This window comes from Bacillus sp. AFS040349 (genome assembly GCF_002577655.1).
Lineage (GTDB): Bacteria > Bacillota > Bacilli > Bacillales > Bacillaceae > Metabacillus.
In genome coordinates, this window is record NZ_NUMC01000007.1 from 55,831 (window position 1) to 78,092 (window position 22,262).

The 22,262-nt window shown below is 36.3% G+C and carries 22 protein-coding genes and 1 other annotated feature; of the genes, 17 read left to right on the forward strand and 5 right to left on the reverse strand.

The window, feature by feature from the left end:
* Nucleotides 1–10 precede the first annotated feature (10 nt).
* Nucleotides 11–1,090, forward strand: a complete 1,080-nt coding sequence (locus COD11_RS01225) for a tetraprenyl-beta-curcumene synthase family protein (RefSeq protein ID WP_098794930.1) — start codon at nucleotides 11–13, stop codon at nucleotides 1,088–1,090.
* Nucleotides 1,091–1,120: 30 nt separating this feature from the next.
* Here the strand turns inward: COD11_RS01225 and mnmM are convergent, their stop codons facing one another.
* Nucleotides 1,121–1,693 carry a tRNA 5-(aminomethyl)-2-thiouridylate-methyltransferase MnmM gene (mnmM, locus tag COD11_RS01230; RefSeq protein WP_098794931.1) on the reverse strand — a complete coding sequence of 191 codons (573 nt, stop codon included), beginning with the start codon at nucleotides 1,691–1,693 and terminating at the stop codon, nucleotides 1,121–1,123.
* On the reverse strand, nucleotides 1,693–2,655 hold the full coding sequence (gene mnmL, locus COD11_RS01235; RefSeq protein ID WP_098794932.1) for a tRNA modification radical SAM protein MnmL/YtqA: 963 nt from the start codon (nucleotides 2,653–2,655) through the stop codon (nucleotides 1,693–1,695). The genes mnmM and mnmL overlap by 1 nt, the downstream gene beginning before the upstream one ends.
* 180 nt (nucleotides 2,656–2,835) lie before the next feature.
* Here mnmL and COD11_RS01240 point away from each other — a divergent pair, with 180 nt between their 5' ends.
* The 14 genes from COD11_RS01240 (at nucleotide 2,836) to COD11_RS01305 (ending at nucleotide 17,048) form a co-directional block, all read left to right on the forward strand.
* Nucleotides 2,836–3,108, forward strand: coding sequence for a YtzC family protein (locus COD11_RS01240; RefSeq protein WP_098794933.1), 273 nt, complete (start codon nucleotides 2,836–2,838; stop codon nucleotides 3,106–3,108).
* The gene (locus COD11_RS01245; RefSeq protein WP_098794934.1) at nucleotides 3,105–3,272 is read left to right on the forward strand and encodes a glycogen biosynthesis protein GlgD; all 168 of its coding nucleotides are present in this window, start codon (nucleotides 3,105–3,107) and stop codon (nucleotides 3,270–3,272) included. The genes COD11_RS01240 and COD11_RS01245 overlap by 4 nt, the downstream gene beginning before the upstream one ends.
* 149 nt (nucleotides 3,273–3,421) lie before the next feature.
* Nucleotides 3,422–3,838: a GntR family transcriptional regulator gene (locus tag COD11_RS01250; protein ID WP_098794935.1), complete on the forward strand. Its 417-nt coding sequence runs from the start codon at nucleotides 3,422–3,424 to the stop codon at nucleotides 3,836–3,838.
* The gene (locus tag COD11_RS01255) at nucleotides 3,804–4,682 is read left to right on the forward strand and encodes an ABC transporter ATP-binding protein (protein ID WP_098794936.1); all 879 of its coding nucleotides are present in this window, start codon (nucleotides 3,804–3,806) and stop codon (nucleotides 4,680–4,682) included. Before COD11_RS01250 ends, COD11_RS01255 begins: the two co-directional genes overlap by 35 nt.
* Nucleotides 4,676–5,632, forward strand: a complete 957-nt coding sequence (locus COD11_RS01260) for an ABC-2 transporter permease (protein ID WP_098794937.1) — start codon at nucleotides 4,676–4,678, stop codon at nucleotides 5,630–5,632. The genes COD11_RS01255 and COD11_RS01260 overlap by 7 nt, the downstream gene beginning before the upstream one ends.
* Nucleotides 5,633–5,653: 21 nt before the next feature.
* Nucleotides 5,654–6,352 carry an ABC transporter ATP-binding protein gene (locus tag COD11_RS01265; protein WP_098794938.1) on the forward strand — a complete coding sequence of 233 codons (699 nt, stop codon included), beginning with the start codon at nucleotides 5,654–5,656 and terminating at the stop codon, nucleotides 6,350–6,352.
* Complete coding sequence (locus tag COD11_RS01270) at nucleotides 6,342–7,676, forward strand: ABC transporter permease (protein ID WP_098794939.1); 1,335 nt, start codon at nucleotides 6,342–6,344, stop codon at nucleotides 7,674–7,676. Before COD11_RS01265 ends, COD11_RS01270 begins: the two co-directional genes overlap by 11 nt.
* A gap of 151 nt (nucleotides 7,677–7,827) precedes the next feature.
* On the forward strand, nucleotides 7,828–8,310 hold the full coding sequence (locus tag COD11_RS01275) for a GNAT family N-acetyltransferase (RefSeq protein ID WP_098794940.1): 483 nt from the start codon (nucleotides 7,828–7,830) through the stop codon (nucleotides 8,308–8,310).
* Nucleotides 8,311–8,463: 153 nt separating this feature from the next.
* Entirely contained in the window at nucleotides 8,464–9,669 is a 1,206-nt protein-coding gene (locus COD11_RS01280; RefSeq protein WP_098794941.1) for an MDR family MFS transporter, read from the forward strand.
* An 84-nt stretch (nucleotides 9,670–9,753) separates the two neighbouring features.
* The gene (locus COD11_RS01285; RefSeq protein ID WP_098794942.1) at nucleotides 9,754–11,127 is read left to right on the forward strand and encodes a sigma-54 interaction domain-containing protein; all 1,374 of its coding nucleotides are present in this window, start codon (nucleotides 9,754–9,756) and stop codon (nucleotides 11,125–11,127) included.
* A gap of 369 nt (nucleotides 11,128–11,496) precedes the next feature.
* Nucleotides 11,497–12,816: a GntP family permease gene (locus COD11_RS01290; protein WP_098794943.1), complete on the forward strand. Its 1,320-nt coding sequence runs from the start codon at nucleotides 11,497–11,499 to the stop codon at nucleotides 12,814–12,816.
* A gap of 18 nt (nucleotides 12,817–12,834) precedes the next feature.
* Nucleotides 12,835–13,611: a 3-hydroxybutyrate dehydrogenase gene (locus COD11_RS01295; protein WP_098794944.1), complete on the forward strand. Its 777-nt coding sequence runs from the start codon at nucleotides 12,835–12,837 to the stop codon at nucleotides 13,609–13,611.
* Nucleotides 13,612–13,731: 120 nt separating this feature from the next.
* Nucleotides 13,732–13,961, forward strand: a binding site (T-box leader).
* A 100-nt stretch (nucleotides 13,962–14,061) separates the two neighbouring features.
* Nucleotides 14,062–16,476: a leucine--tRNA ligase gene (gene leuS / locus COD11_RS01300; RefSeq protein ID WP_098794945.1), complete on the forward strand. Its 2,415-nt coding sequence runs from the start codon at nucleotides 14,062–14,064 to the stop codon at nucleotides 16,474–16,476.
* A 248-nt stretch (nucleotides 16,477–16,724) separates the two neighbouring features.
* On the forward strand, nucleotides 16,725–17,048 hold the full coding sequence (locus COD11_RS01305) for a rhodanese-like domain-containing protein (RefSeq protein ID WP_098794946.1): 324 nt from the start codon (nucleotides 16,725–16,727) through the stop codon (nucleotides 17,046–17,048).
* A 325-nt stretch (nucleotides 17,049–17,373) separates the two neighbouring features.
* Here COD11_RS01305 and COD11_RS01310 read toward each other — a convergent pair whose 3' ends face one another.
* Nucleotides 17,374–17,559, reverse strand: a complete 186-nt coding sequence (locus COD11_RS01310; protein WP_098794947.1) for a sporulation protein Cse60 — start codon at nucleotides 17,557–17,559, stop codon at nucleotides 17,374–17,376.
* A gap of 79 nt (nucleotides 17,560–17,638) precedes the next feature.
* A complete protein-coding gene (locus COD11_RS01315; protein ID WP_098794948.1) occupies nucleotides 17,639–18,904 on the reverse strand; it encodes a BaiN/RdsA family NAD(P)/FAD-dependent oxidoreductase in 1,266 nt (421 codons plus the stop codon).
* Between the two features lie 170 nt (nucleotides 18,905–19,074).
* On the opposite strand from COD11_RS01315, the gene COD11_RS01320 reads away from it, so the two are divergent.
* Both COD11_RS01320 and COD11_RS01325 read left to right on the forward strand, forming a co-directional pair.
* A complete protein-coding gene (locus tag COD11_RS01320) occupies nucleotides 19,075–20,709 on the forward strand; it encodes a putative polysaccharide biosynthesis protein (RefSeq protein WP_098794949.1) in 1,635 nt (544 codons plus the stop codon).
* Between the two features lie 328 nt (nucleotides 20,710–21,037).
* The gene (locus COD11_RS01325; RefSeq protein WP_098794950.1) at nucleotides 21,038–21,766 is read left to right on the forward strand and encodes a pseudouridine synthase; all 729 of its coding nucleotides are present in this window, start codon (nucleotides 21,038–21,040) and stop codon (nucleotides 21,764–21,766) included.
* 77 nt (nucleotides 21,767–21,843) lie between these two features.
* Here the strand turns inward: COD11_RS01325 and COD11_RS01330 are convergent, their stop codons facing one another.
* The gene (locus tag COD11_RS01330) at nucleotides 21,844–22,065 is read right to left on the reverse strand and encodes a DeoR family transcriptional regulator (RefSeq protein WP_046590011.1); all 222 of its coding nucleotides are present in this window, start codon (nucleotides 22,063–22,065) and stop codon (nucleotides 21,844–21,846) included.
* Nucleotides 22,066–22,262 lie beyond the last annotated feature (197 nt).

A 22,262-nucleotide genomic window follows, 5' to 3' on the forward strand; every position in this document is an offset into this window, starting at 1 on the left:
GACAACCCCTTTGACAGTACCCCAGCATCCGATTAGGTTAATGACTAAGGTATATAAAGAAATATTTCCCATCACCCATTTTTATATAAAGCATTGGAAAGAGAAAGCAGAAAGCATACCGAATAGGGAATTAAGGATACAAGCATTAAATAGTATACAGGAAAAAGAGTTTCACTGTGAAGGTGGAGCAATTTTATCAATGATTTCAGGTCAGCATAAACAGCAATGCATCGAATTTATTGTTGCTTATCAAACAATAAGTGATTATCTAGATAATCTTTGTGATCGAAGTACTTCTCTGGATCCTGTTGATTTTCGCATGCTTCACCAGTCTATGTTAGATGCTTTATCATGCGGTGCTCCTTGTAAAAATTATTACCAATTTAGGGAAGATCAGGATGATGGTGGCTATCTTCATGAGTTAGTTCAAACATGTCAAAATGTTTTATCGGACTTACAACACTATCCTTTGATATCAAAGTATTTACTAGAATTATCAAATTATTATTGCGATCTTCAGGTACATAAGCATGTTAAAAAGGATGAACGAGTGTCACGCCTTGAGGATTGGTTTGAACGACATAGAGGAAATGTACCCCAAATGGAATGGTATGAGTTTTCAGCTTGTACAGGATCAACTCTTGGTATTTTTTGTTTAGTAGCATATGCTTTTCAAGAAGGGTTTGAAGAGAATCAAGCTAAACAAATAATGGACAGCTATTTCCCTTATATCCAGGGTCTTCATATTCTGCTCGATTATTTAATTGACCAAGAAGAGGATCAACAGGGTGGAGACTTGAATTTTTGTAGCTATTATTCGTCAGAAGAAGTCATGATCAATAGATTGGAGTACTTCGTTGAGAAGGCAGATATTCACTTGAAAGGGATTCCACATGAGAATTTTCATCGCTTGATTAATCGGGGATTACTTGGAGTGTATTTATCAGATGATAAGGTTGCATCAAGGAAAGAGCTTAATAAATTAGCAAAAAGATTAATAAAGTTAGGTGGAATAACCTCTTTTTTCTTTTATTTTAATGGAAGAGCATATCGTACAATTCAAAAATTCCCTTGGAAAAAAAGTTCCTAATGAACTAAAAGGCGCCTAATGAGGGCGCCTCTAACATTTTTCAATCGCAACAATATATGGTGGATTATTTTGTTTGTTTATAAATTGATATTTTAAAACATGAGCTACACTTGAATCGATTCTTTCAACAAAGCTCATAAGCTCGTCTCGTTCTATCTTTCCTTCAGGATGACCATGATAAACAACAATGACAATCATTCCTTCAGGTTTCATCACATGTAACAGCTGTTTAATAGCTGATATTGTTGTTTCAAAATTCGTAACAATAGAAGGATCTCCACCTGGTAAATAACCTAGATTAAACATAGCCCCACTTATAAGCCCATGCTTTTCTTCAGGTATAACTGATGAAATAAAATGGTGTCCTTGTTGAGAAAGTGTGACTCTTTCTTGAAGGTTATTTGTTTTCAGTCGTTCCACTGTATTGAGAAGAGCCTGTTCTTGAATATCAAATCCGTAAACATGACCTTGTTTTCCAACGAGTTGTGCTAGAAAAACAGTATCGTGACCATTACCAATTGTAGCATCAACAACAATATCTCCCTCATTAATTGCTTCTTCTAATAATTGTTTGGCAAAAGGCAATATACGTTTTAACTTCATTAAGAAAGTACCTCTGTTTTACGATAATATTTTCCTTGAAAGCTATTTCTTCGTTTTAATTCGGCATCAATCGAATTTAAAACATTCCACTTGTTTACACTCCACATAGGCCCAATCATAAGATCAATCGGCCCATCACCTGTAATACGATGAACAATCATCTCGGGTGGAAGTAATTCCAATTGATCACAAACAAGATTCACATATTCTTCTAAACCTAAAAACTCAAGCTTTCCTTTTTCGTATTGTTTAACCATAGGTGTTCCTTTTAATAAGTGTAAAAGGTGGATTTTAATTCCTTGCACATCAAGGTTTGCAACTGCTTTTGCGGTTTCCATCATCATTTCATTATTTTCTAGTGGTAATCCGTTAATAATATGAGAACACACTCTAATTCCGTGTTTACGTAATTTTTTCACGCCATCAACATAGCATTGAAAATCATGGGCACGATTAATGAGAAGGGCTGTTCGTTCGTGAACAGTTTGCAAACCAAGCTCAACCCAAAGATACGTACGCTGATTTAATTCTGCCAAGTATTCAACCACATCATCAGGTAAACAATCTGGTCGTGTTGCAATAGAAAGACCTACCACATCTTCTTGAGCGAGAACAGATTCAAACTTTTCTCTTAACACTTCTACCGGAGCATGTGTATTTGTATAGGCTTGAAAATAAGCCATATACTTTCCGTTCTTCCATTTTGTATGCATTTTATCTTTGATTTCATGAAATTGCGTAATAAGATGATCTGCACGATTACCTGCAAAATCACCAGACCCTGCAGCACTACAAAAGGTGCAACCACCATGTGCAACAGTACCATCTCGATTAGGACAATCAAAACCTCCATCTAAAGCAACCTTAAAAACCTTATGTCCAAAGTGCTGACGTAAATGATAATTCCATGTATGATAACGTTTATTATCCGTAGAATAGGCAAATGAAGAGGATTGCTTCAAAATAGAAACCTCCTTTAATAGTATGTCAAATTTCCATCTAATCATTTTACCATTTAAGCTTCAGGAAAGACAGATTACTTGATGGCTTTCCATATATTTGAACACAAGTTTTTTCATCCGTTGTAAACAATATAACTGATGAAGCTTCAATTGACTTCATATCGTTTGGAGGAGATGGACATGGCAACAAGACAATCTGTTAATGAATATTTACAACGCTGTACGGACGCAATTGAATATGCTCGTGAACAATATAAAACTGGAGCACAACAAGAGCATTATAATGAAACAGAATATACAAAAGCACTTCAAGGACTAGAGGATTCTGTTAACGAAATTAATCATCTTTCATTAAGTGCAAATGATCAGCAACAAGATCAGCTTTATCGTATGAGATTACAACTTCAAGAACTTCAAAATAAGATGATTCTTAAAGGGGATGCTGAGCGATGAAAAAACGATCAAAGCAAAATAACCCTGAGCAGAAAACAAAAAACGGTGTTAACAGCAATGATCTAGAGCTTGGTCAGGATTATGATCCAATTAAAGAAACAAAAGCTAAAAATGCAAAAAAGGGTCAGCCAATTAAATCTAAGCAGAGAGTAGAAGACGAATGATAAAAGGGCCAACTGGTCCTTTTTTTATTTTCGGAAAAAATATCTGTATTTTATTGACAATTTTAAAGAGTTGGCGTAATGTACAAAGTGTACTACATGATGTAATACACATAGATCAATATAAAATGATAAGAAAGTAGGGAGAAACGATGATCCAAATAGATCCGAGAAGTTCAACTCCCATTTATGAGCAAATTATTCAGCAGATGAAGGAGCTATGTTTTAAAGGGGTATTAAAGTCTGGTGACAAGCTTCCATCTGTTCGAGAATTATCCACCATGATTGTTGCAAACCCAAACACTGTTAGTAAGGCTTATAAGGAGCTTGAAAGACAAGGGATAATTGAGACATTACGTGGGCGTGGAACCTTTGTGTCAGAAAATACGGGAGAATCACTAGATGAAAGGAAGATGGAAATGATTAAGGACCAATTAAAGCCGCTAATTATTGATGCGTTTTATGCTGGTATTGACTTTAACTATATTCATGAGTGGATTGATGAAATCAGGAAGGAAGTAGGGGGGGATTCCCATGCTACAAATAAAAAAACTGACAAAAACACTTGATGGAGTTGAGGTTCTTAAAGAGATTGACCTTACTCTTGAATCAGGCGAAATTTTTGGCTTATTAGGAAGAAATGGTTCTGGAAAAACAACCTTATTACGGTGCATACAACAAATTATTCAACCAGAAAAGGGTGAAGTGCTGTTTGAAAATGTGTCCATTTTTGATCATCCTCTTGTAAAAAGAAAAGTGATATATATGCCAGTTCAAAATCCTGCCTATGATCGGTATAGCTATAAACAACTTGTTAGAACACTCCGTACACTCTATCCGGACTTTGATGTAACGTATGCAAATGAACTAATGAATCGCTACGGAGTACCAGAAACAAAAAAATATCGTGAACTTTCCACAGGGTTAAAAAAACAATTGGGTCTTATTCTTGCATTTGCGATCCGTCCTGCTGTTATTTTACTTGACGAACCAACAGATGGAATTGATGCCGTAACAAGGCACGATCTTTTGCAATTAATGATTGATGAAGTTGCTCATAGAAATACGACTATCTTAATAACATCACACAGACTCGAAGACATAGAACGAATTTGTAATCGCATTGCCTTTTTAGAAGATAATCAGCTCACAGATGTACTGAATGTAGATGATTTAAAGGAGAATTATGTGAAATTACAATTGGCTTTCAATCAAGATTTAACGTTAGAGATGAGAAAGAGGGGCATTCCAATCTTAGAGTCCACCGGTGTTTTTTATACAGTTGTTATGAAACAGGAGGATCGGGAAAGTCATGAGTGGTTACGCTCACATGAACCTAAAATTTGGAATGAGCTTCCAGTAAGTTTGGAAGAAATCTTTATTGCAAAGTTTGGAGGGAAGCGAAGATGGTAGCTCCTGATTTATTAAAACATGAAATAAAGAAACATTGGGTTCAATTATTAATCATGGTCCTCTTTATTTCGTTTCTTCTGCCAGCACAAATATGGCTGGAATATTTAAATTTAATAAATATAAAGAATCTTCCCGAAGATTTAAAAGAGATTGATCTACAACATTTTGGTTCAGCATTTTTATTATGTGTGTTTGTTATAACACTAGCCATTGTGCAAATTGGTGTGGAGAGAAGTAATGGAAATATGGAATTTACTCTGACGCTGCCTTTTTCAAGGGGAAGTATTTACCTAACGAAATGGAGTGTAGGTGCCGTAAGTATTATTCTAAGTTGGGTCATTTCATTTACAATAACGGCTATACTAATCCTGTTTATAGATATTCCAGTTCTTTATTTTACAGAGTTTTATTTGTATTTATTGGGTGCATTGTTGCTACTGTATAGTGTTACATTTTCTGCGGGAGCGTTTACCGGTAACCCATTGGCTCAAGGATTAGTAGCATTTACAGTGAGTGTATTTCCGATTCTTGTATTTGGATTATCACTTATTCAAATTGGAATATTATTTTACCCTGAAGTTAACATTGATCGCTCATTTGAATCTGCTGTTTACAATCTATCACCTATTTCTTATTTGTTTTTTACGTATGGTCATTTTCCTGTTAAAAGTTTACTTTTACCTTTTATTATTAGTTTACTATTTTTTAGTATTGGTTATTATGCTTTTCAAAAACATCCATTTGAACGAAACGGCTCATTCTTTGTGTGGAGATGGATGGAAAGACCTGCCCAAGTCATCGTTATCGTTCTAGGAATCTTAGGATTCAGTACATTGGGGTATATGTCTTCATCCCAAGAAGATATGGTCGGTTACATTATTGGAGCTGCAATCGGTGCAGGTATTGGATTTATCATTAGTTATTTTGCTATTTATAAAAAACAAAAATAAATGTAATGGAGGAGAAGGTATATGATTGAGGTTAAGAACTTGAGTCATTCCTTTAGAGTGGGAAAAAAAGGAACAGAAAAAGAAATTCCAGTTTTGAAAAATGTAACATTTAACATAAAGCAAGGTGAGATCGCGACAATTGTTGGTCGAAGTGGTTCTGGAAAATCCACTTTGCTGAATTTAATCTCAGGTTATATATCGCCTACTGAGGGCGAATTGATCATCCATGAAAACAATGTAACAAACTTTAATGAAAAAGAATGGGCAAAGTTTCGATTGAGTCACTTTGGTTTTATTTTTCAAAGCTTTCAGCTCATTCCAAGTTTAACGACATTTGAGAATGTGGAGCTTCCTCTTACCTTAAAAGGGGTACCTTCCCCTGAGCGAAAAAAACAAGTCATGGATTTATTACAAAATGTAGGTTTACATGAACACGCGAGTCACTATCCAAATGAATTATCGGGGGGACAACAACAACGCGTAAGTATTGCACGAGCATTAATTACAAAGCCAAGTATTATTCTTGCTGATGAACCAACTGGAAGTCTCGATACAGAAACTGAATTAGAAATATTAGATTTAATAAGAAGCTTAAACTTAGAAAAAGGAATTACATTTTGTATTATTACACACGATGATGAAGTAGCGAAAATAAGCAATCATCAATTTCATTTACAAGATGGAGTGCTGTCAAAAGGTGGTGCTTTCGTTGAAGTTTAATGATCAATTAAAACTTATGTTGAAAAATATGAAGAAAAATCGGCTTAGGGTTTTTATGACCATTTTAGCAACCACAATGGCATGTGCCTTTTTAATTGTTTTGGCTTCAATTGGGTTCGGTGTTCAAAAGAGCATGACGGAAGAAATACAATCGCAACAAATTATTACAGAAGTTTCTGTTTCAGGAAAACAAACGGAGAAGGAAGGATATCAACAAATTAATAAGGAGCATCTAAAAGAACTTAGTGAAACCGAAAATGTAACAGCGGTTGTCCGCCGTAACTCGATTGACCTTCCGGTGGAGGTTTCACTCGAGGACAGAAAAGGAGAAGTTTGGCCAACAATAACAAATATGCAAGAAGAGTTAAAGGCTAATTTATCATTGGAAAAAGGAAAAGTACCACAAGCGGATAATGAAATCATTGTTGGATATCATTTTGCCAAAGCTCTATTAACAGAAAATGAAAAAATTGAATATCAGAAGAAGATGGAATCTTCACCAAATGAGACTGTTAAAGAGCCAACAGGATACCAAGGAAATCTTGTAGGTAAAGAAATTACGATGACTATTACGAAAGAAACAGAAGAAGGAAAAGAAGAGAAAAAGTCATTTACTTTTAAAATTGCAGGAGTGGGAGAAGCACCTGCTCGGGACTGGATGCAGGATCAAAGCATCTATATAAATGACGTACTTCGAGAGGAGATTCTTTCCTTTGCAATGCCTTTAGAAGAAGGAAGTCAGGTGAGTGAAATTCCCTATAGTGAGGTTTTTGTCTATGCATCTAACTTGGAGGCAGTAGAACAGGTGACCACTGACCTTAAAGATAAAGATTATATGGTTTATTCAATAACGGAAGAATTAGATAGTATAAACTTATTTTTTACCTTTTTTAAGGCTGGATTAATATTTGTTGGAACAATCGCAGTTATTATAGCATCAATTGGGATCTTTAATACGATGACAATGGCTGTAACGGAAAGAACTCAAGAAATAGGAATTATGAAAGCGTTAGGTGCACAACCAGGAATTATTAGAAGATTGTTTTTAATGGAAAGTGCGTATATAGGAATCATTGGGGCAACCATTGGTGTACTCATTTCCTACGGTATTAGCTTTGCTGCTAACAAGCTTTTGCCAATTATTTTACAATCTGCTACAGGTGGAGGTACTAGTGAAATAGACTTTACATTTTCATATATTCCGATAAGTCTAGTTGTGATATCAGTAGCCATTAGTATTGGAGTAGCTATGATTTCCGGGCTGCGCCCAGCTGTTAAAGCAACAAATATCAATGTGCTAGCCGCTTTAAGAAGGGAACTATAAGCTCGTTCGAACTGCTGGCTTTATGCTGGCAGTTTTTTCGTATGCTCTGCACAGTGAATCGGAATATAAATGGAGAATTTTTCAAAAACTATTTCTCTTACCTTAAATAGTTGATATTCTAAGGTAAACATTACAACTATGGGGGAAAAGTATGGAGATCACCATTCGTTTTTCAGAAGAACAAGATTTTGAAAAGTTAATAGAGTTAGATCATCGTGTATGGGATGCTGCAACAACACCTGCTGATATTGTATGGAACTCTGTTAACGAATTTAGAGAAAGAAATCCTGAAGGCAGTCAAATTGTTGCAATTGTAAATGGAGACGTTGCAGGGTATTTAGGGTATCACGCTTCTACTCCTTTAAAAACCAATCAACACGTTATGGAAATTGATATAGCTGTAGACAAAATGTACCAAGGAATGGGAATTGGCAGGAAGCTGTTGGACAAAGCAATAGAGCTCGCGAAAGAAAGAGGAAACACGAAACTGTCACTACGTGTTTTGTCTACTAATAAAGGGGCGTTAATCTTTTATAAAAAATGCGGCTTTATTGAGCAAGGCAGATTAATAAAAGAGTTTTACATAGACGGGAATTATGTGGACGATGTTTTAATGTATAGGCTAATAGAGTAATGGTAAAAGTCTATATTTTCTCATTATTACAACATTATAAGATAGGTGATTTCTTCATTGCAAATCATAAGAAAAGGGGCTAAAATTCTCTGAGGAACGTTACATAGTTGAGGGGAAATTCACTATGATCATGCACGTGAAGGAGGTTGAGGTATGCCACGTTCTTTATGGTTACTTGTAATTGGTATGATGATTAATGTTACCGGAGCGTCATTTTTATGGCCGTTAAACACGATCTATATCCATGAACATCTAGGCAAGTCTTTAACTTTAGCTGGGATTGTCCTGATGCTTAATGCCGCTGCAGGTGTAATAGGAAATCTTGTTGGTGGTGTCTTGTTTGACAAGATTGGGGGATATAAATCTATTTTAATAGGTATCGTCATCACTTTGGTTTCAATTGTGATTTTGATGTTTAATCATAGCTGGCCTGTTTATATGTACTTGCTAATCTTTATTGGATTTGGTTCAGGTATTGTTTTTCCTGCTACATATGCTCTAGCCGGGACTGTTTGGCCAGAAGGTGGTAGAAAAGCCTTTAACTCTATTTATGTAGCACAAAATGTTGGTGTTGCAGCAGGAGCTTCGTTAGGAGGAATTGTTGCTAGCATCTCATTTAATTATATATTTGTAGCAAATGCAGCTTTGTATGCTGTTTTTTTCTTTGTCGCATTCTTCGGGTATCGAAATATTGATGGAGCAAACGCGAAGCAAACTTCGATTTTAAATGAAAAAACAGCTATAAAAAGTCGTCATAAGTTTACGGCTTTGATTATTTTGTGTACGGGTTATTTACTATGCTGGGTTGGTTATGTTCAATGGCCTTCAACAATCTCTTCTTACACACAAACACTAAATATTCCTATAAGCCAATACAGTCTTTTATGGACAATTAACGGTGCGATGATTGTGTTAGGTCAGCCACTTATTTCCATGTTTGTGAAACGCTTTGCTAAAACATTAAAAAGACAAATGATCATTGGATTTGTTGTGTTTATGTTTTCTTTTGTGATTGCTTCGTTTGCAGAGCAATTTACAGGATTTCTTGTTGCTATGGTTATTTTAACAATAGGAGAAATGCTTGTTTGGCCAGCAGTTCCTACAATTGCAAATGATTTAGCTCCTGAAGGTAGACAAGGCTTTTATCAAGGATTTGTTAATAGTACAGCAACAGGTGGTAGAATGATTGGCCCTATACTTGGAGGTGTAATTGCAGACTATTACAATATGAACCTCTTATTTATAATTATTATTACTTTATTAGCAGTTGGTATCTTTACTACGTTGATTTATGATAAAAAGCTTAATGCTGTTATTGAAAAGAAAAGGTCTCAGGAACCCGATGTTTACGGGGTCTAAGACCTTTTCTTTTTTTTGAAACTTACACAGCTAACTTGTGATACGATAAGAGAAAAAATGATTAACAGGGGAAGGTAATATGTCATGATCAATCAACGTTTTCCTTACGCAAAGGAAATAATTGAAACTGTTATAGAAAACGCTTACGTTTGGATTGTTATAGTCGATGCTGATGGCAATATTATCTATATGAATGACAATTATTGTCGTTTTTGTGAAGTAACAAAGGAAGAGGTTATTGGGAAGCATGTTACAGAAGTAATAGAAAATACAAGAATGCATATTGTTGTCAAAAACGGTGAAGAGGAAATTGCTGATCTTCAATATATTCGTGGTAATTATATGATTGCAAACCGCATTCCGATTATTGCTGACGGTAAGGTTGTTGGAGCGTTTGGTACCGTTATGTTTAGAGATACGAAGGAATGGAGTGAAATGAACTCACATGTTCGTCACCATTTGTCATCTATTCAATCGTTTATCGAGCAGCAAGATGATACAGGAGCAAAATACACATTAAACGACATTCATTCAAAATCAGCCATTATGTCCGGGTTAAAGGAAAAGGTCAAATCAATTGCAGCAACTGATAGCTCAGTTCTCATTAGGGGAGAAAGTGGGACGGGAAAAGAATTATTTGCTCATAGCATCCATCTTTTAAGTCATAGAAGTGATAAGCCGTTTGTAAAGGTTAACTGTGGTGCGATCCCGGAGCATCTTCTTGAATCGGAATTATTCGGGTATGAAGATGGTGCTTTTACTGGAGCTAAAAAGGGTGGAAAAAAGGGGAAATTTCAACAAGCTAATGGTGGAACCATTTTTTTAGATGAAATCGGTGATATGAGCTTACAAATGCAGGTAAAGCTGCTTCGTGTTCTTCAGGAAAAAGAAGTCGAACCTGTAGGATCCACCAAAACAATACCTTTGGATGTTCGAGTTATTACTGCAACAAATAGACCGTTGGAAGAATTGATGAAAGCAAATGATTTTCGAAGTGATCTTTATTACAGAATAAGTGTGATTCCTTTGTTTATTCCTTCCCTAAGAGAACGTAAGGAAGATTTAGAGGTTTTAGTTCGCCAATTTATCAAAAAGGTTTCAATTCGAACAGGAAAGAGAATTTCAATGATTCATGAAGATGTGATGGATACGTTTTACCACTATCATTGGCAAGGAAATATTCGTGAGCTAGAAAATGTTATTGAAGCTGCTATTCACTTAGCCAAATCTGATCTAATTACATTAGACTCTATTCCTGATTATATAAAACAATCAACAATTTATCATTCGAAATCAGAATCAGCATTAACTTTAAAAGAAATGCTAAATGATGCAGAAAAAGAAATTCTACTAAATATGATTCAGAAATACAAAGGAGATAAAAAAGGAGCTGCTAAAGCGTTAGGAATCAGTAAGTCTAGCATGTACGAAAAAATTCAAAAATTTGGCCTTCAATAAGTCCAGATATCCGGAATGCAGTCCAGAATGATGGACTGCTCTTTTAATGCTTGAAAATAACCTTTAGGATGATGTGGACTAGCTATGATTTTTCAAGGTATTCCAGAAATCCGGAATAAGTATAGTAGAAAAAGAGTTATAACATAGCTGATATTCATTGTTATGTAATTATTTACTCAGTTTATACTTGTTGGCATACTTCTTGCTTTTATAATTGTGAAGTTGAAAGGAGGTATAAAATGCAGAATGTATATTGGTTTTTTAAAGAAAAGGTACCTGGTGAATAAGGGAGTGTTCTAAAAAGGATTGCTTAGAAATGAAAGCGGTTACCATTCTTAAGACTTATAGTCAAGCAAAGGGGGAAGACAGATGTTAAGTATGATTGGATTAATTGGTGGTTTAGCACTTTTAATTTTTTTAACAATGAGGGGTATGAACTTATTAGTAGCAGGTCCATTATGTGCTTTATTTGTTGCTGTATTTAGTGGTTTACCACTTTTTCCACAATTAGTGGGAGAAGGAGAGGCAAATCTGGTAGGGAATTATATGACTGGTTTTTCTGGGTTTATTGCTTCTTGGTATCTCATGTTTTTACTAGGGGCCATTTTTGGAAAAGTAATGGAAGATAGTGGGGCAGCAGATAGTGTCTCAAAATGGATTGTAAGTAAAATTGGGATGAAAAGAGCTGTACTTGCCATTGTTATTGCATGTGCGGTGTTAACATACGGTGGTGTTAGTTTATTCGTTGTCGCATTTTCTGTTTATCCAATGGCGGTTAGTTTATTTAGAGAAGCAGATCTGCCACGCCGCTTTATTCCAGCGGTGCTCGCTTTTGGATCTGTTACCTTTACAATGACATCAGCGGGTTCACCGGAAATACAAAACTGGATTCCGATTGAATATTTAGGTACTTCTCCGTATGCAGGGTGGGAAGTTAGTTTAATTGTTGCTGTGTTTATGATGGTATTTGGTTATTGGTGGCTAAGAAGAATGATTTCAAAAGCAGTAGCACGTGGTGAGAAATTTGTTGGAAGAGACAATGATCCTGTAAATGAAAACAAATCTTTACCAAATCCGTTGTTTGGAGTAATTCCGTTATTTGTTGTGTTAGTTATTTCTTTTATTTTCCACGATTCCTTGCAGCAATCAGCATTAATTATTGCCTTACTAGGTGGAGTTATTGCTACTTATCTATTAAACCGTAAGTATTTTAAATCGTTTTGGAATGCTGTATCAGAAGGAACACTTGGAGCATTATTAGCCCTTGGGAACACAGCGGCTGTAGTAGGGTTTGGTGGTGTTGCAAAGGCGGTACCAGCATTTGAAGTAGCTGTAAATGCCATGACTAGTATTCCAGGAAGCCCGTTAATTGGTGGAGCTATTGCGGTCAGTGTGATTGCTGGTATGACAGGCTCAGCCTCTGGAGGTCAGGCCATTGCCTTACCATTACTAGCACCACACTATATGGATATGGGTGTGAATCCGGAGGCTTTACACAGGGTTGTGTCTATATCATCTGGTGCATTAGATTCTCTCCCACATAACGGATATGTTGTGACAACTGTTCGTGCAATTTGTGGAGAGTCTCATCAGGATGCATACAATCCTGTAGGTGCACTCACTGTCATTGTTCCGCTACTAGGCGTTGTTTTAGCAATTATATTATTTTCATTTGGATTAGGTATATAGAAACGGAGGTTGGTTATTTTGGTTCAGGCTCAAGTAGTACTACTAACAGGAGCAGCACAAGGCATAGGCTTTGAACTGGCTAGAGCTTTTGCGTTAGAAGGAGCAAAGGTTGTATTAACAGACTTGAATGAAGAGCAGGTTTTAATGAGTACAAAAGAATTGCAAAATCAAGGCTATGATGTGATTGGAATTAAATGTGATGTGACAAATGAACAAGACATTGTTGATGTTATAAAAAAAACGAAGGAGCATTATGGAAGAATTGATACGCTTATAAATAATGCGGGGTTGCAGCATGTTGCCCATATTGAGGATTTTCCAACTGAAAAATTCGAGCTGCTAACAAAAGTTATGCTTGTAGCCCCTTTTGTTGCTACAAAATATGTTTTTCCGATTATGAAAGAACAAAAGTTTGGAAGAATTTTAAATATGTCATCTATAAATGGATTAATAGGGTTTGCCGGAAAGGCTGCTTATAATAGCGCGAAGCATGGAGTAATTGGGTTAACTAAAGTGGCCGCGTTGGAAGGAGCACCACATGGAATTACCGTTAATGCAATCTGCCCTGGATACGTAGATACTCCCCTTGTGCGAAATCAACTTCAAGATCTTGCTGATACAAGAAATGTACCTCTAGAAAATGTATTAGAAGAAATTTTGTATCCGCTTATTCCGCAAAAAAGGCTGCTCTCTGTAAAAGAAGTTGCAGACTATACGATTTTCTTAGCTAGTAAAAAGGCTGGTGGAGTAACAGGTCAGGCGGTCGTAATAGATGGTGGATATACAGTTCAATAGTAGAAATGGGACTTGCGAGAATGTTCGCAAGTCTCTTTATGTTGAAAGAAAAATCGTAAATGATGCCTATACTTGCATATCACGACAAATTTATATAAAATAATCTTAAATCTATATACGAAATGAACGGAGAAAAGGAATAGTAATTAGTAAAAATGTGCTCAGAGAGTTGACGGATGGTGAGAGTCAACCAGTTTTTACTAATGAACTCGCCTTTGAGTTACAAATGTGAAAGAGAAATATATCAAGTAATATTTGTCGTCTATCCACGTTACGGATGTCAAAGTGGGCATATTCACACTATGCCAAAGTTGGGTGGTACCACGGGAATTAAGCCTCTCGTCCCTGTTTGGGATGCGGGGTTTTTTCGTTTTTATGGACTTTAGAAAGCTTTGACCCGTTCAACAGGTTATAATATAAATTAAGAGCAAGCTTTAAGGAGGAAAACAGATGAGCTTCAATCATCAAGAGATTGAAAAGAAATGGCAAGATTATTGGTTACATAATAAAACATTTAAAACAACAGAAGATACAGAAAAACCGAAGTTCTATGCATTGGACATGTTCCCATATCCATCAGGAGCGGGCCTCCATGTAGGACATCCTGAAGGATATACAGCAACAGACATTTTATCTCGTATGAAACGTATGCAAGGGTATAATGTTCTTCATCCAATGGGATGGGATGCATTTGGTTTACCTGCTGAACAGTACGCGCTTGATACAGGAAATGACCCTGCTGAATTTACAAAGCAAAACATTGATAATTTCAGAAGACAAATTCAAGCACTAGGGTTTTCCTATGATTGGGATCGCGAAGTAAATACAACAGATCCTGAATATTACAAATGGACTCAATGGATCTTTTTGCAGCTTTATAAAAAAGGTTTGGCTTATGTAGATGAAGTACCTGTAAACTGGTGCCCTGCGTTAGGTACCGTTTTAGCAAATGAAGAAGTTATTGATGGGAAAAGTGAGCGTGGAGGTCATCCAGTTGAGCGACGTCCAATGAAGCAATGGATGCTGAAAATTACAGCATATGCTGACCGTCTTCTTGAAGACTTAGAAGACGTTGACTGGCCAGAAAGCATTAAAGATATGCAGCGTAACTGGATCGGCCGTTCTGAAGGTGCTCATGTAACATTTGATATTGAGGGACATGATGAAACATTTACTGTTTTCACTACTCGTCCTGATACATTATTTGGTGCAACATACGCTGTTTTAGCTCCAGAGCATTCTTTTATTGAAAAAATTACAACTGAGGATCAAAAACAAGCAGTTGAGGCTTATATTGACGAAGTAAAACATAAGAGTGATTTAGAGCGTACAGAGCTTTCAAAAGATAAAACAGGCGTATTTACAGGTGCTTATGCTATTAACCCTGTAAACGGTGAAAAAATGCCAATTTGGATTGCAGATTATGTACTTGTAACTTACGGTACTGGTGCGATTATGGCAGTTCCTGCACATGATGAGCGCGACTATGAATTTGCTGTAAAGTTTGATCTTCCGATTAAAGAAGTTGTGAGTGGTGGAGACGTGACGAAGGAAGCGTACACTGGTGACGGTGAACACGTTAACTCTGATTTCTTAAACGGACTTGGTAAACAAGAAGCAATTGAAAAAGCGATCGCATGGCTTGAAGAAAACAAAAAAGGTGAAAAGAAAGTAACCTACCGTCTTCGTGACTGGTTATTCAGCCGTCAACGTTATTGGGGTGAGCCAATTCCAATTATTCATTGGGAAGATGGTACAATGTCTGCTGTTCCGGAAGAAGAACTTCCACTTGTATTACCAAAAACAACAGAAATTAGACCATCTGGAACAGGGGAATCACCACTTGCAATTATAGATGAATTTGTAAATATTGTTGATCCTGTAACAGGTAAAAAGGGTCGTCGTGAAACAAATACAATGCCGCAATGGGCTGGAAGCTGCTGGTATTACCTACGTTACATCGATCCAAAAAACAGCGAAGCTCTTGCAGATGATGCAAAGTTAAAGCAATGGTTACCTGTTGATATTTATATCGGTGGAGCAGAGCACGCAGTTCTTCACTTATTGTACGCACGCTTTTGGCATAAGTTTTTATATGATATCGGTGTTGTTCCAACGAAAGAGCCATTCCAAAAGCTATTTAACCAAGGAATGATTCTTGGTGAAAACAATGAAAAAATGAGTAAATCTAAAGGGAATGTTGTGAATCCGGATGAGATTGTTTCATCACATGGTGCGGACACACTTCGTCTTTATGAAATGTTTATGGGACCATTAGAAGCATCAATTGCCTGGTCAACAACAGGTCTTGATGGAGCAAGACGTTTCTTAGATCGCGTATGGCGTTTATTCATTGAAGATAATGGTGAGTTAAGTCCAAAGGTTGTTGATGAAACAAGCGATGCACTTGAACGCGTTTATCATCAAACGGTGAAAAAAGTATCAGAAGATTTGGAAGGACTACGCTTTAATACAGCTATTTCACAGCTTATGGTCTTCATTAATGAAGCATACAAACAAACAGTGCTTCCAAAAGAGTATGTGGAAGGTGTTGTGAAACTTCTATCGCCAATCGCGCCTCATTTAGCTGAAGAGCTATGGAGCAAATTAGGCCACAGCAGCACGATTTCTTATGAAGCATGGCCATCATTTGATGAAGCGAAACTTGTAGAAAATGAAGTGGAAATCGTTGTTCAGGTAAACGGAAAAGTCCGTGCAAAGCTTTTAGTAGCAAAAGATGTTACAAAAGATCAGTTAGAACAAATTGCGCTGGACGATGACCGTGTGAAAGAACATGTAGAAGGAAAAACAATACGTAAAGTAATTGCCGTACCTGGTAAGCTTGTGAATATTGTAGCGAACTAGTACGTGTTTTGGAATTGGCAAGTCCGGCTCATTGTGAGTCGGGCTTGTTTGTTTGTTTGTGCATGTCGTGGATTGTCGAAAAACTAATATTTGGTCAAAATTAGCAAATAAATCATATAAATTGACTAATAAATTAAGCAAAATATCAAATATATCTCTAAAAGCGTCAAATAAAGAAATTCAGCAAACTAGCACCTCACAAACTACTTTGATATAATGCAACTATTAAAACTGAAAGGGTGTACATAATGTCTGAATTTAAAGAAATTTCTCCTGAAGAGGTACAAAAAAGATTAGAAAATGGGGAAAAGCTTGAGCTAATAGATGTTCGTGAAGACGAAGAAGTAGAAGCAGGCATGATTCCACAAGCTAAGCATATTCGTATGAATGATATTCCGGAGCATTTAGATGCACTTGATAAAGAGAAAGAAACGATTTACATTTGTCGCTCAGGTGGAAGAAGTGGAAATGTTTGTGCTTATTTACAAGACAAAGGCTACAATGTTGTTAACATGACTGGTGGAATGCTTGATTATAAAGGTGAAACAAAGCCGAAGAGTCAACTAGCTTAAAATAAAAAACTGCTTGTCTTAATTGAGTAACCCACTAGTTTAAATAAGCGGAATTGTTCCGGTTAAAATGAAGAATGGAACTTGATTAGGGGATATAAGCGGAGATTTTCCGGTTAAGCAAAGTAAAATGGTCCATTTTCAACTTTTTTGATTAAATAGGCGGAACCTTTCCGTCTATTTAATCGATTTTTTGTGCTATTTCCTCATTAAGAGGAATTTATCCGCTTATTTTCACTGACGATTTTTGAAGAAAATTTAAAAATCACCTAATCGGGTGTTTATCTTGGTATAAAAAATGCTTGGAGCATATATGTCTCCAAGCATTTTACTTTTCCCGGTAAATAACAAGAGCTGAGTAACAATAGATTTGTTCTCCATCCTCGTCTATGGATACTGATACGCTGAATTTTATATCTCTAACCTGATTTTCTCCGAGATTTGCTAGAAATCCATTGATTTCTTCTTCTAAATCTTTTTCGTGTTCTTCATCAAAAAGCGCCACTTTTAACATCATGATCACTTCCTAATTTCCATTTTAATAATTTGTATGACAGCTTGTCTAAATTTATTACTAGAATGGAGAAGTGATTTTATTCTTTAGAGTAAATAGCAGCATTTGTTCCGGCAAGTCGGCCGGTTACTAAAGCTGATGTAATATTATAGCCACCTGTATAACCGTGTATATCTAGTATCTCACCACAGAAATATAACCCCGCTTTTAGTTTGGATGACATTTCCTTCGGGTGAATTTCTTTTACTGATACACCACCTCCGGTTACAAAGGCTTTCTCAATTGATAGTGTACCATGGACCTGAAATTGAAATTGCTTGCAATCTTTTACAAAAGAGCGCAATTTTTCATTTGATAGATTATCATACGTAACTAACGAATCAATTTGATTTTTTTCTAACAAAAAGAGTAAATACCGTTCAGGTAGCAATCCTTTTAACACATTTTTTATTGCTTTTTTTGAATCCTGTTTTAAATCTTTAACAATTGATTGAAAAAGCTGTTCCTCTTTTTGATCAGGCAGGGCATCAATACTAACAGTAATCGCATTTGTTTTGAACTTTTTCATAGCCTTGACCACATATTGACTACATCTTAAAACAGCTGGACCTGATATTCCGAAGTGAGTGAAAATCATATCCATTTTATGGGTAATAATTGTTTTTCCTTTTGGATTAAGAACACTGAGTGCCACATCACGTAAAGAGAGTCCTTGTAGAGCTTTTTCCTGAATAAATGGTTCATTTGATGTAATGGGCACTTCAGTTGGAAACAATTCGGTAATCGTATGCCCGGCATTTTCAGCCCAGGCATATCCATCACCTGTACTCCCAGTATGTGGTACGCTTTTTCCACCAACAGCTAGTACAACTGCCTTTGTTATAATTGTTTCACCGTTAACTAGTACAATGCTTGTTACCTTTTCCTCATCGTATATCACATCTTTTACAGGTTCATTTGTACGTATTTCCACGTTTAAACGCTTTAATTCGCTAATTAGTGCATCAACGACAGATTGCGCTTTGTCCGTAATGGGAAACATTCGACCATGATCTTCTTCTTTTAATTGAATACCTAGATTTTCAAAAAAACGGATAATATCCTCATTGCTGAATTCTGAGAAAGCACTATATAAAAAACGGCCATTTCCGGGTATATGTTTAATAATCTCATCGATTGGCAATCTATTTGTTACATTACAGCGACCACCACCTGAAATGGCAAGCTTTCTTCCTAGTTTATTTCCTTTATCTAAAAGAAGCACACGAGCTCCCTTTTCTCCTGCAGCAATGGAAGCCATTAATCCTGATGGACCTCCACCAATCACAACTACATCATATTTCATCTAATCCACACCTTTTTCACATGTCTGCTATCATATTATATCTGAAGAACCTAAAAAGTAAAAAAAGTGATGAAAAATAATGATGAATCACAATGCTTATGGTATATATGCGGGTTTATGGTAAAATAGAAAAGTTGAATCTTCATAGAGAAGAATGGTGAGTAAGAAAAATGTCTAATAATTTGCTACGAGGAACGTTCGTATTAACATTAGGTACATACATATCAAGAATTTTAGGAATGATTTATTTAATTCCTTTTGCTGCGATGGTGGGAACAACTGGTGGAGGATTGTTTCATGCAGGTTATGCACAATATACAATTTTTTTAAGTGTTGCAACAGCAGGGTTTCCAGCAGCAGTATCTAAATTTGTTTCAAAATATAATGCTTTAGGGGATTATCAAACGAGCCGAAGGATGTTTAAGGCAGGCATACTTGTTATGCTCATAACTGGCTTACTTGCTTTTGCTATCTTATATATGCTGGCACCATGGTTTGCAATTGCTGCACTTGCTGAAAGAGAGCTTAATGGAGTAACCGTTGAAGATGCAACTCTCGTCATCAGAATGGTGAGCATTGCGCTTATTATTGTTCCACTAATGAGCTTAATAAGGGGCTTCTTTCAGGGGCACCAATCTATGGGACCTACAGCAGTTTCGCAGGTTGTTGAACAGCTTGTCAGAATTGTCTTTTTGTTAGTTTCCACTTACATCGTGATGAATGTATTAAATGGTGGACTTGTTTTGGCAGTTGGCTATGCTACATTTGCTGCGTTTGTTGGAGCAGTAGGCGGGTTAGTTGTTTTGTTTATCTATTGGGTGAAACGAAAGGGTACACTCTTAGCTATGCAGGACAATCCAATTGAAGCCGAACCAATGCCACTCGGCAGAATGTTTAAGGAAGTATTTCGTTATGCTGGTCCATTTGTTTTTGTTGGATTGGCAATTCCTATTTATAATTACATCGATACGTTGACTTTTAACCGTGCGATGTTAAGTACTGGAACGGAACAGTCATATACAATGGATATGTTTTCTGTGTTACTTCTTTATGTGCCGAAGTTAGTGATGATTCCGGTATCATTAGCTACAGCATTTGGGTTAACACTGATTCCAACTATTACAGAATCTTTCTCAAATAATAATCGGGGCTTACTACATAAACAGATTGATCAAACTTTACAGGTGATTATGTTGCTTGTTTTACCTGCTGTGATTGGTCTTTCTGTTTTAGCCGGACCAGCCTATAATGTGTTCTACGCGGGAACATCAGAAGAAATTGGGAAGCATATTTTAATGTGGTATGCCCCTGTAGCATTGCTTTTCTCTCTTTTTACAGTGAATGCAGCAATCTTACAAGGTATTAATAAACAAAAGCTAGCGGTGATTAGCTTAGTCATAGGTTTAATTGTGAAGCTTTCTCTAAACGTTACGTTAATTGAGCTATATGAAGGAGTAGGCTCAATTATCGCAACGGCAGCAGGCTACATTGTATCGTTAATCTATGGATTTGCAATGATTAAACGTCATGCAGGTTATTCCTTTAGGCTATTAATAAAGAGATCATTATTAATTACAATTTTATGTATCTTCATGGGACTTGTTGTTTCCGTCGTATTTTCTATACTAAGTATTTTTATTAATTATGCAGATAGTCGTATGAATGCTGTTATTGTTGTTGGCATCGCCGTCGTAGTAGGTGGAGCAACATATGCCTACTTAACATATCGATCTCATTTGTTAGAAAAATTATTAGGAAACCGTTTAAACCGTTTTTTACCAAGTAAAAAACGATCAGTTGAATAGGTTGGTTTATACTAAATAAGTTAAAGATAACAAAGAACTCGGATCCTCCGAGTTTTTTTACTAAAGGTTGTTTCTGTTAAATTCTTTGATTTAAACTATCAAAACGATAGTGGAATGAAGCGGAAGACAATTGACTCCTGCGGGAGCTAGAGGAAAGGCTGAGACCCCGCAGGCAAAGCCGAGGAGGCTCAGCTTCCTCCCCGCGGAAAGCAAGTGTCTGGAGCGCAATGGAACGAACCTGTTCTTAGGTTAAATGTAAAAAAACGCCAAGATATCAACAAATAGACTTAATCAAAAAATCTTGGATCATCAGGAGGTCTTACATAATATGAGAATTGATAAATTATTAGCAAATATAGGCTTTGGAAGCCGAAAAGAAGTAAAACAATTACTTAAAACAGGAGCTGTAAAGGTTGAAGGAGAACCAATAAAGGATCCAAAAACACATGTGGATCCTGATCATCAACACATTACAGTAAATGAAGAAAAAGTTGAATACAAAGAATTCGTTTACTTACTAATGAATAAGCCGGCAGGATATTTATCCGCAACAGAAGATGAGTATCAAGAAACAGTCATTGATTTATTGGAAATGGAAGACGCTGTTTATCAACCGTTTCCAGTTGGTCGTCTTGATAAAGATACGGAAGGGCTATTGCTTTTGACGAACGATGGACAACTTTCACATCAACTGCTCTCACCAAAAAAACATGTTCCAAAAACATATTATGCAGTCATATTAGGTGAAGTAACTGAAGAGGACATCGAGGCATTTAAGAATGGTGTAACATTGGATGATGGTTATTTAACAAAGCCTGCTATACTTGAAATTCTAACAGCGGGGAATCAATCGACCATTCATATTACCATAACAGAAGGTAAATTCCATCAAGTGAAACGTATGTTTGAATCTGTTGGGAAAAAAGTAACATATTTAAAAAGAATATCGATGGGACCAATTGTTTTAGATGAGGATGAATTAAAAATAGGGGAATATCGCGATCTAACAGATGAAGAAATAGAGGCATTAAGAAATGCTAAACCTATAGAATTATAAAAACATTTAGGCAAAAAGGAGGAACCTTGATCATAAGGTTCCTTATTTTATGTATATAGGAATGTTTATTTTTGATCTTACGAAGACATCTTAACTTTCTTCTTTGTAGTGGCCCATTTACCTCTTGTTGGGCTGTGAACCAAATCGTTATATGCTAACACATTTAAATCACGTTGTATGGTTCTCGGTGTAATACCAAATTCGTCAACGAGTTGCTGTGTCGTCACAGTTCCCCGCTCATTAATAAACATGTAGACTGATTTGATTCTGGTTAGCATACGGTTTGTTGAAGGTTTCAAAAAACCACTCCTTATCGTTTGATCGCACTGGCTATGCCTACTACAACCTTTCGATGACTGCTCTTTCAGATGTCACTTCATACATATTTAGTTTTATGCGGTAAAACGTTACAACAATATTTTACACGATTTCGACAGTAATAATCCATAGAAAAGTTTCAATTTACACAATATTAACATTTTTATTTTAAGATAAA

Coding starts and splice junctions, on each gene's coding strand:
- mnmM (WP_098794931.1), bottom strand. CDS start 1,693: ATGAAGTTAAAACGTATATTGCCTTTTGCCAAACAATTATTAGAAGAA.
- COD11_RS01240 (WP_098794933.1), top strand. CDS start 2,836: ATGGCAACAAGACAATCTGTTAATGAATATTTACAACGCTGTACGGAC.
- COD11_RS01245 (WP_098794934.1), top strand. CDS start 3,105: ATGAAAAAACGATCAAAGCAAAATAACCCTGAGCAGAAAACAAAAAAC.
- COD11_RS01250 (WP_098794935.1), top strand. CDS start 3,422: ATGATCCAAATAGATCCGAGAAGTTCAACTCCCATTTATGAGCAAATT.
- COD11_RS01255 (WP_098794936.1), top strand. CDS start 3,804: ATGCTACAAATAAAAAAACTGACAAAAACACTTGATGGAGTTGAGGTT.
- COD11_RS01260 (WP_098794937.1), top strand. CDS start 4,676: ATGGTAGCTCCTGATTTATTAAAACATGAAATAAAGAAACATTGGGTT.
- COD11_RS01265 (WP_098794938.1), top strand. CDS start 5,654: ATGATTGAGGTTAAGAACTTGAGTCATTCCTTTAGAGTGGGAAAAAAA.
- COD11_RS01275 (WP_098794940.1), top strand. CDS start 7,828: ATGGAGATCACCATTCGTTTTTCAGAAGAACAAGATTTTGAAAAGTTA.
- COD11_RS01280 (WP_098794941.1), top strand. CDS start 8,464: ATGCCACGTTCTTTATGGTTACTTGTAATTGGTATGATGATTAATGTT.
- COD11_RS01285 (WP_098794942.1), top strand. CDS start 9,754: ATGATCAATCAACGTTTTCCTTACGCAAAGGAAATAATTGAAACTGTT.
- COD11_RS01290 (WP_098794943.1), top strand. CDS start 11,497: ATGTTAAGTATGATTGGATTAATTGGTGGTTTAGCACTTTTAATTTTT.
- leuS (WP_098794945.1), top strand. CDS start 14,062: ATGAGCTTCAATCATCAAGAGATTGAAAAGAAATGGCAAGATTATTGG.
- COD11_RS01305 (WP_098794946.1), top strand. CDS start 16,725: ATGTCTGAATTTAAAGAAATTTCTCCTGAAGAGGTACAAAAAAGATTA.
- COD11_RS01310 (WP_098794947.1), bottom strand. CDS start 17,559: ATGTTAAAAGTGGCGCTTTTTGATGAAGAACACGAAAAAGATTTAGAA.
- COD11_RS01315 (WP_098794948.1), bottom strand. CDS start 18,904: ATGAAATATGATGTAGTTGTGATTGGTGGAGGTCCATCAGGATTAATG.
- COD11_RS01320 (WP_098794949.1), top strand. CDS start 19,075: ATGTCTAATAATTTGCTACGAGGAACGTTCGTATTAACATTAGGTACA.
- COD11_RS01325 (WP_098794950.1), top strand. CDS start 21,038: ATGAGAATTGATAAATTATTAGCAAATATAGGCTTTGGAAGCCGAAAA.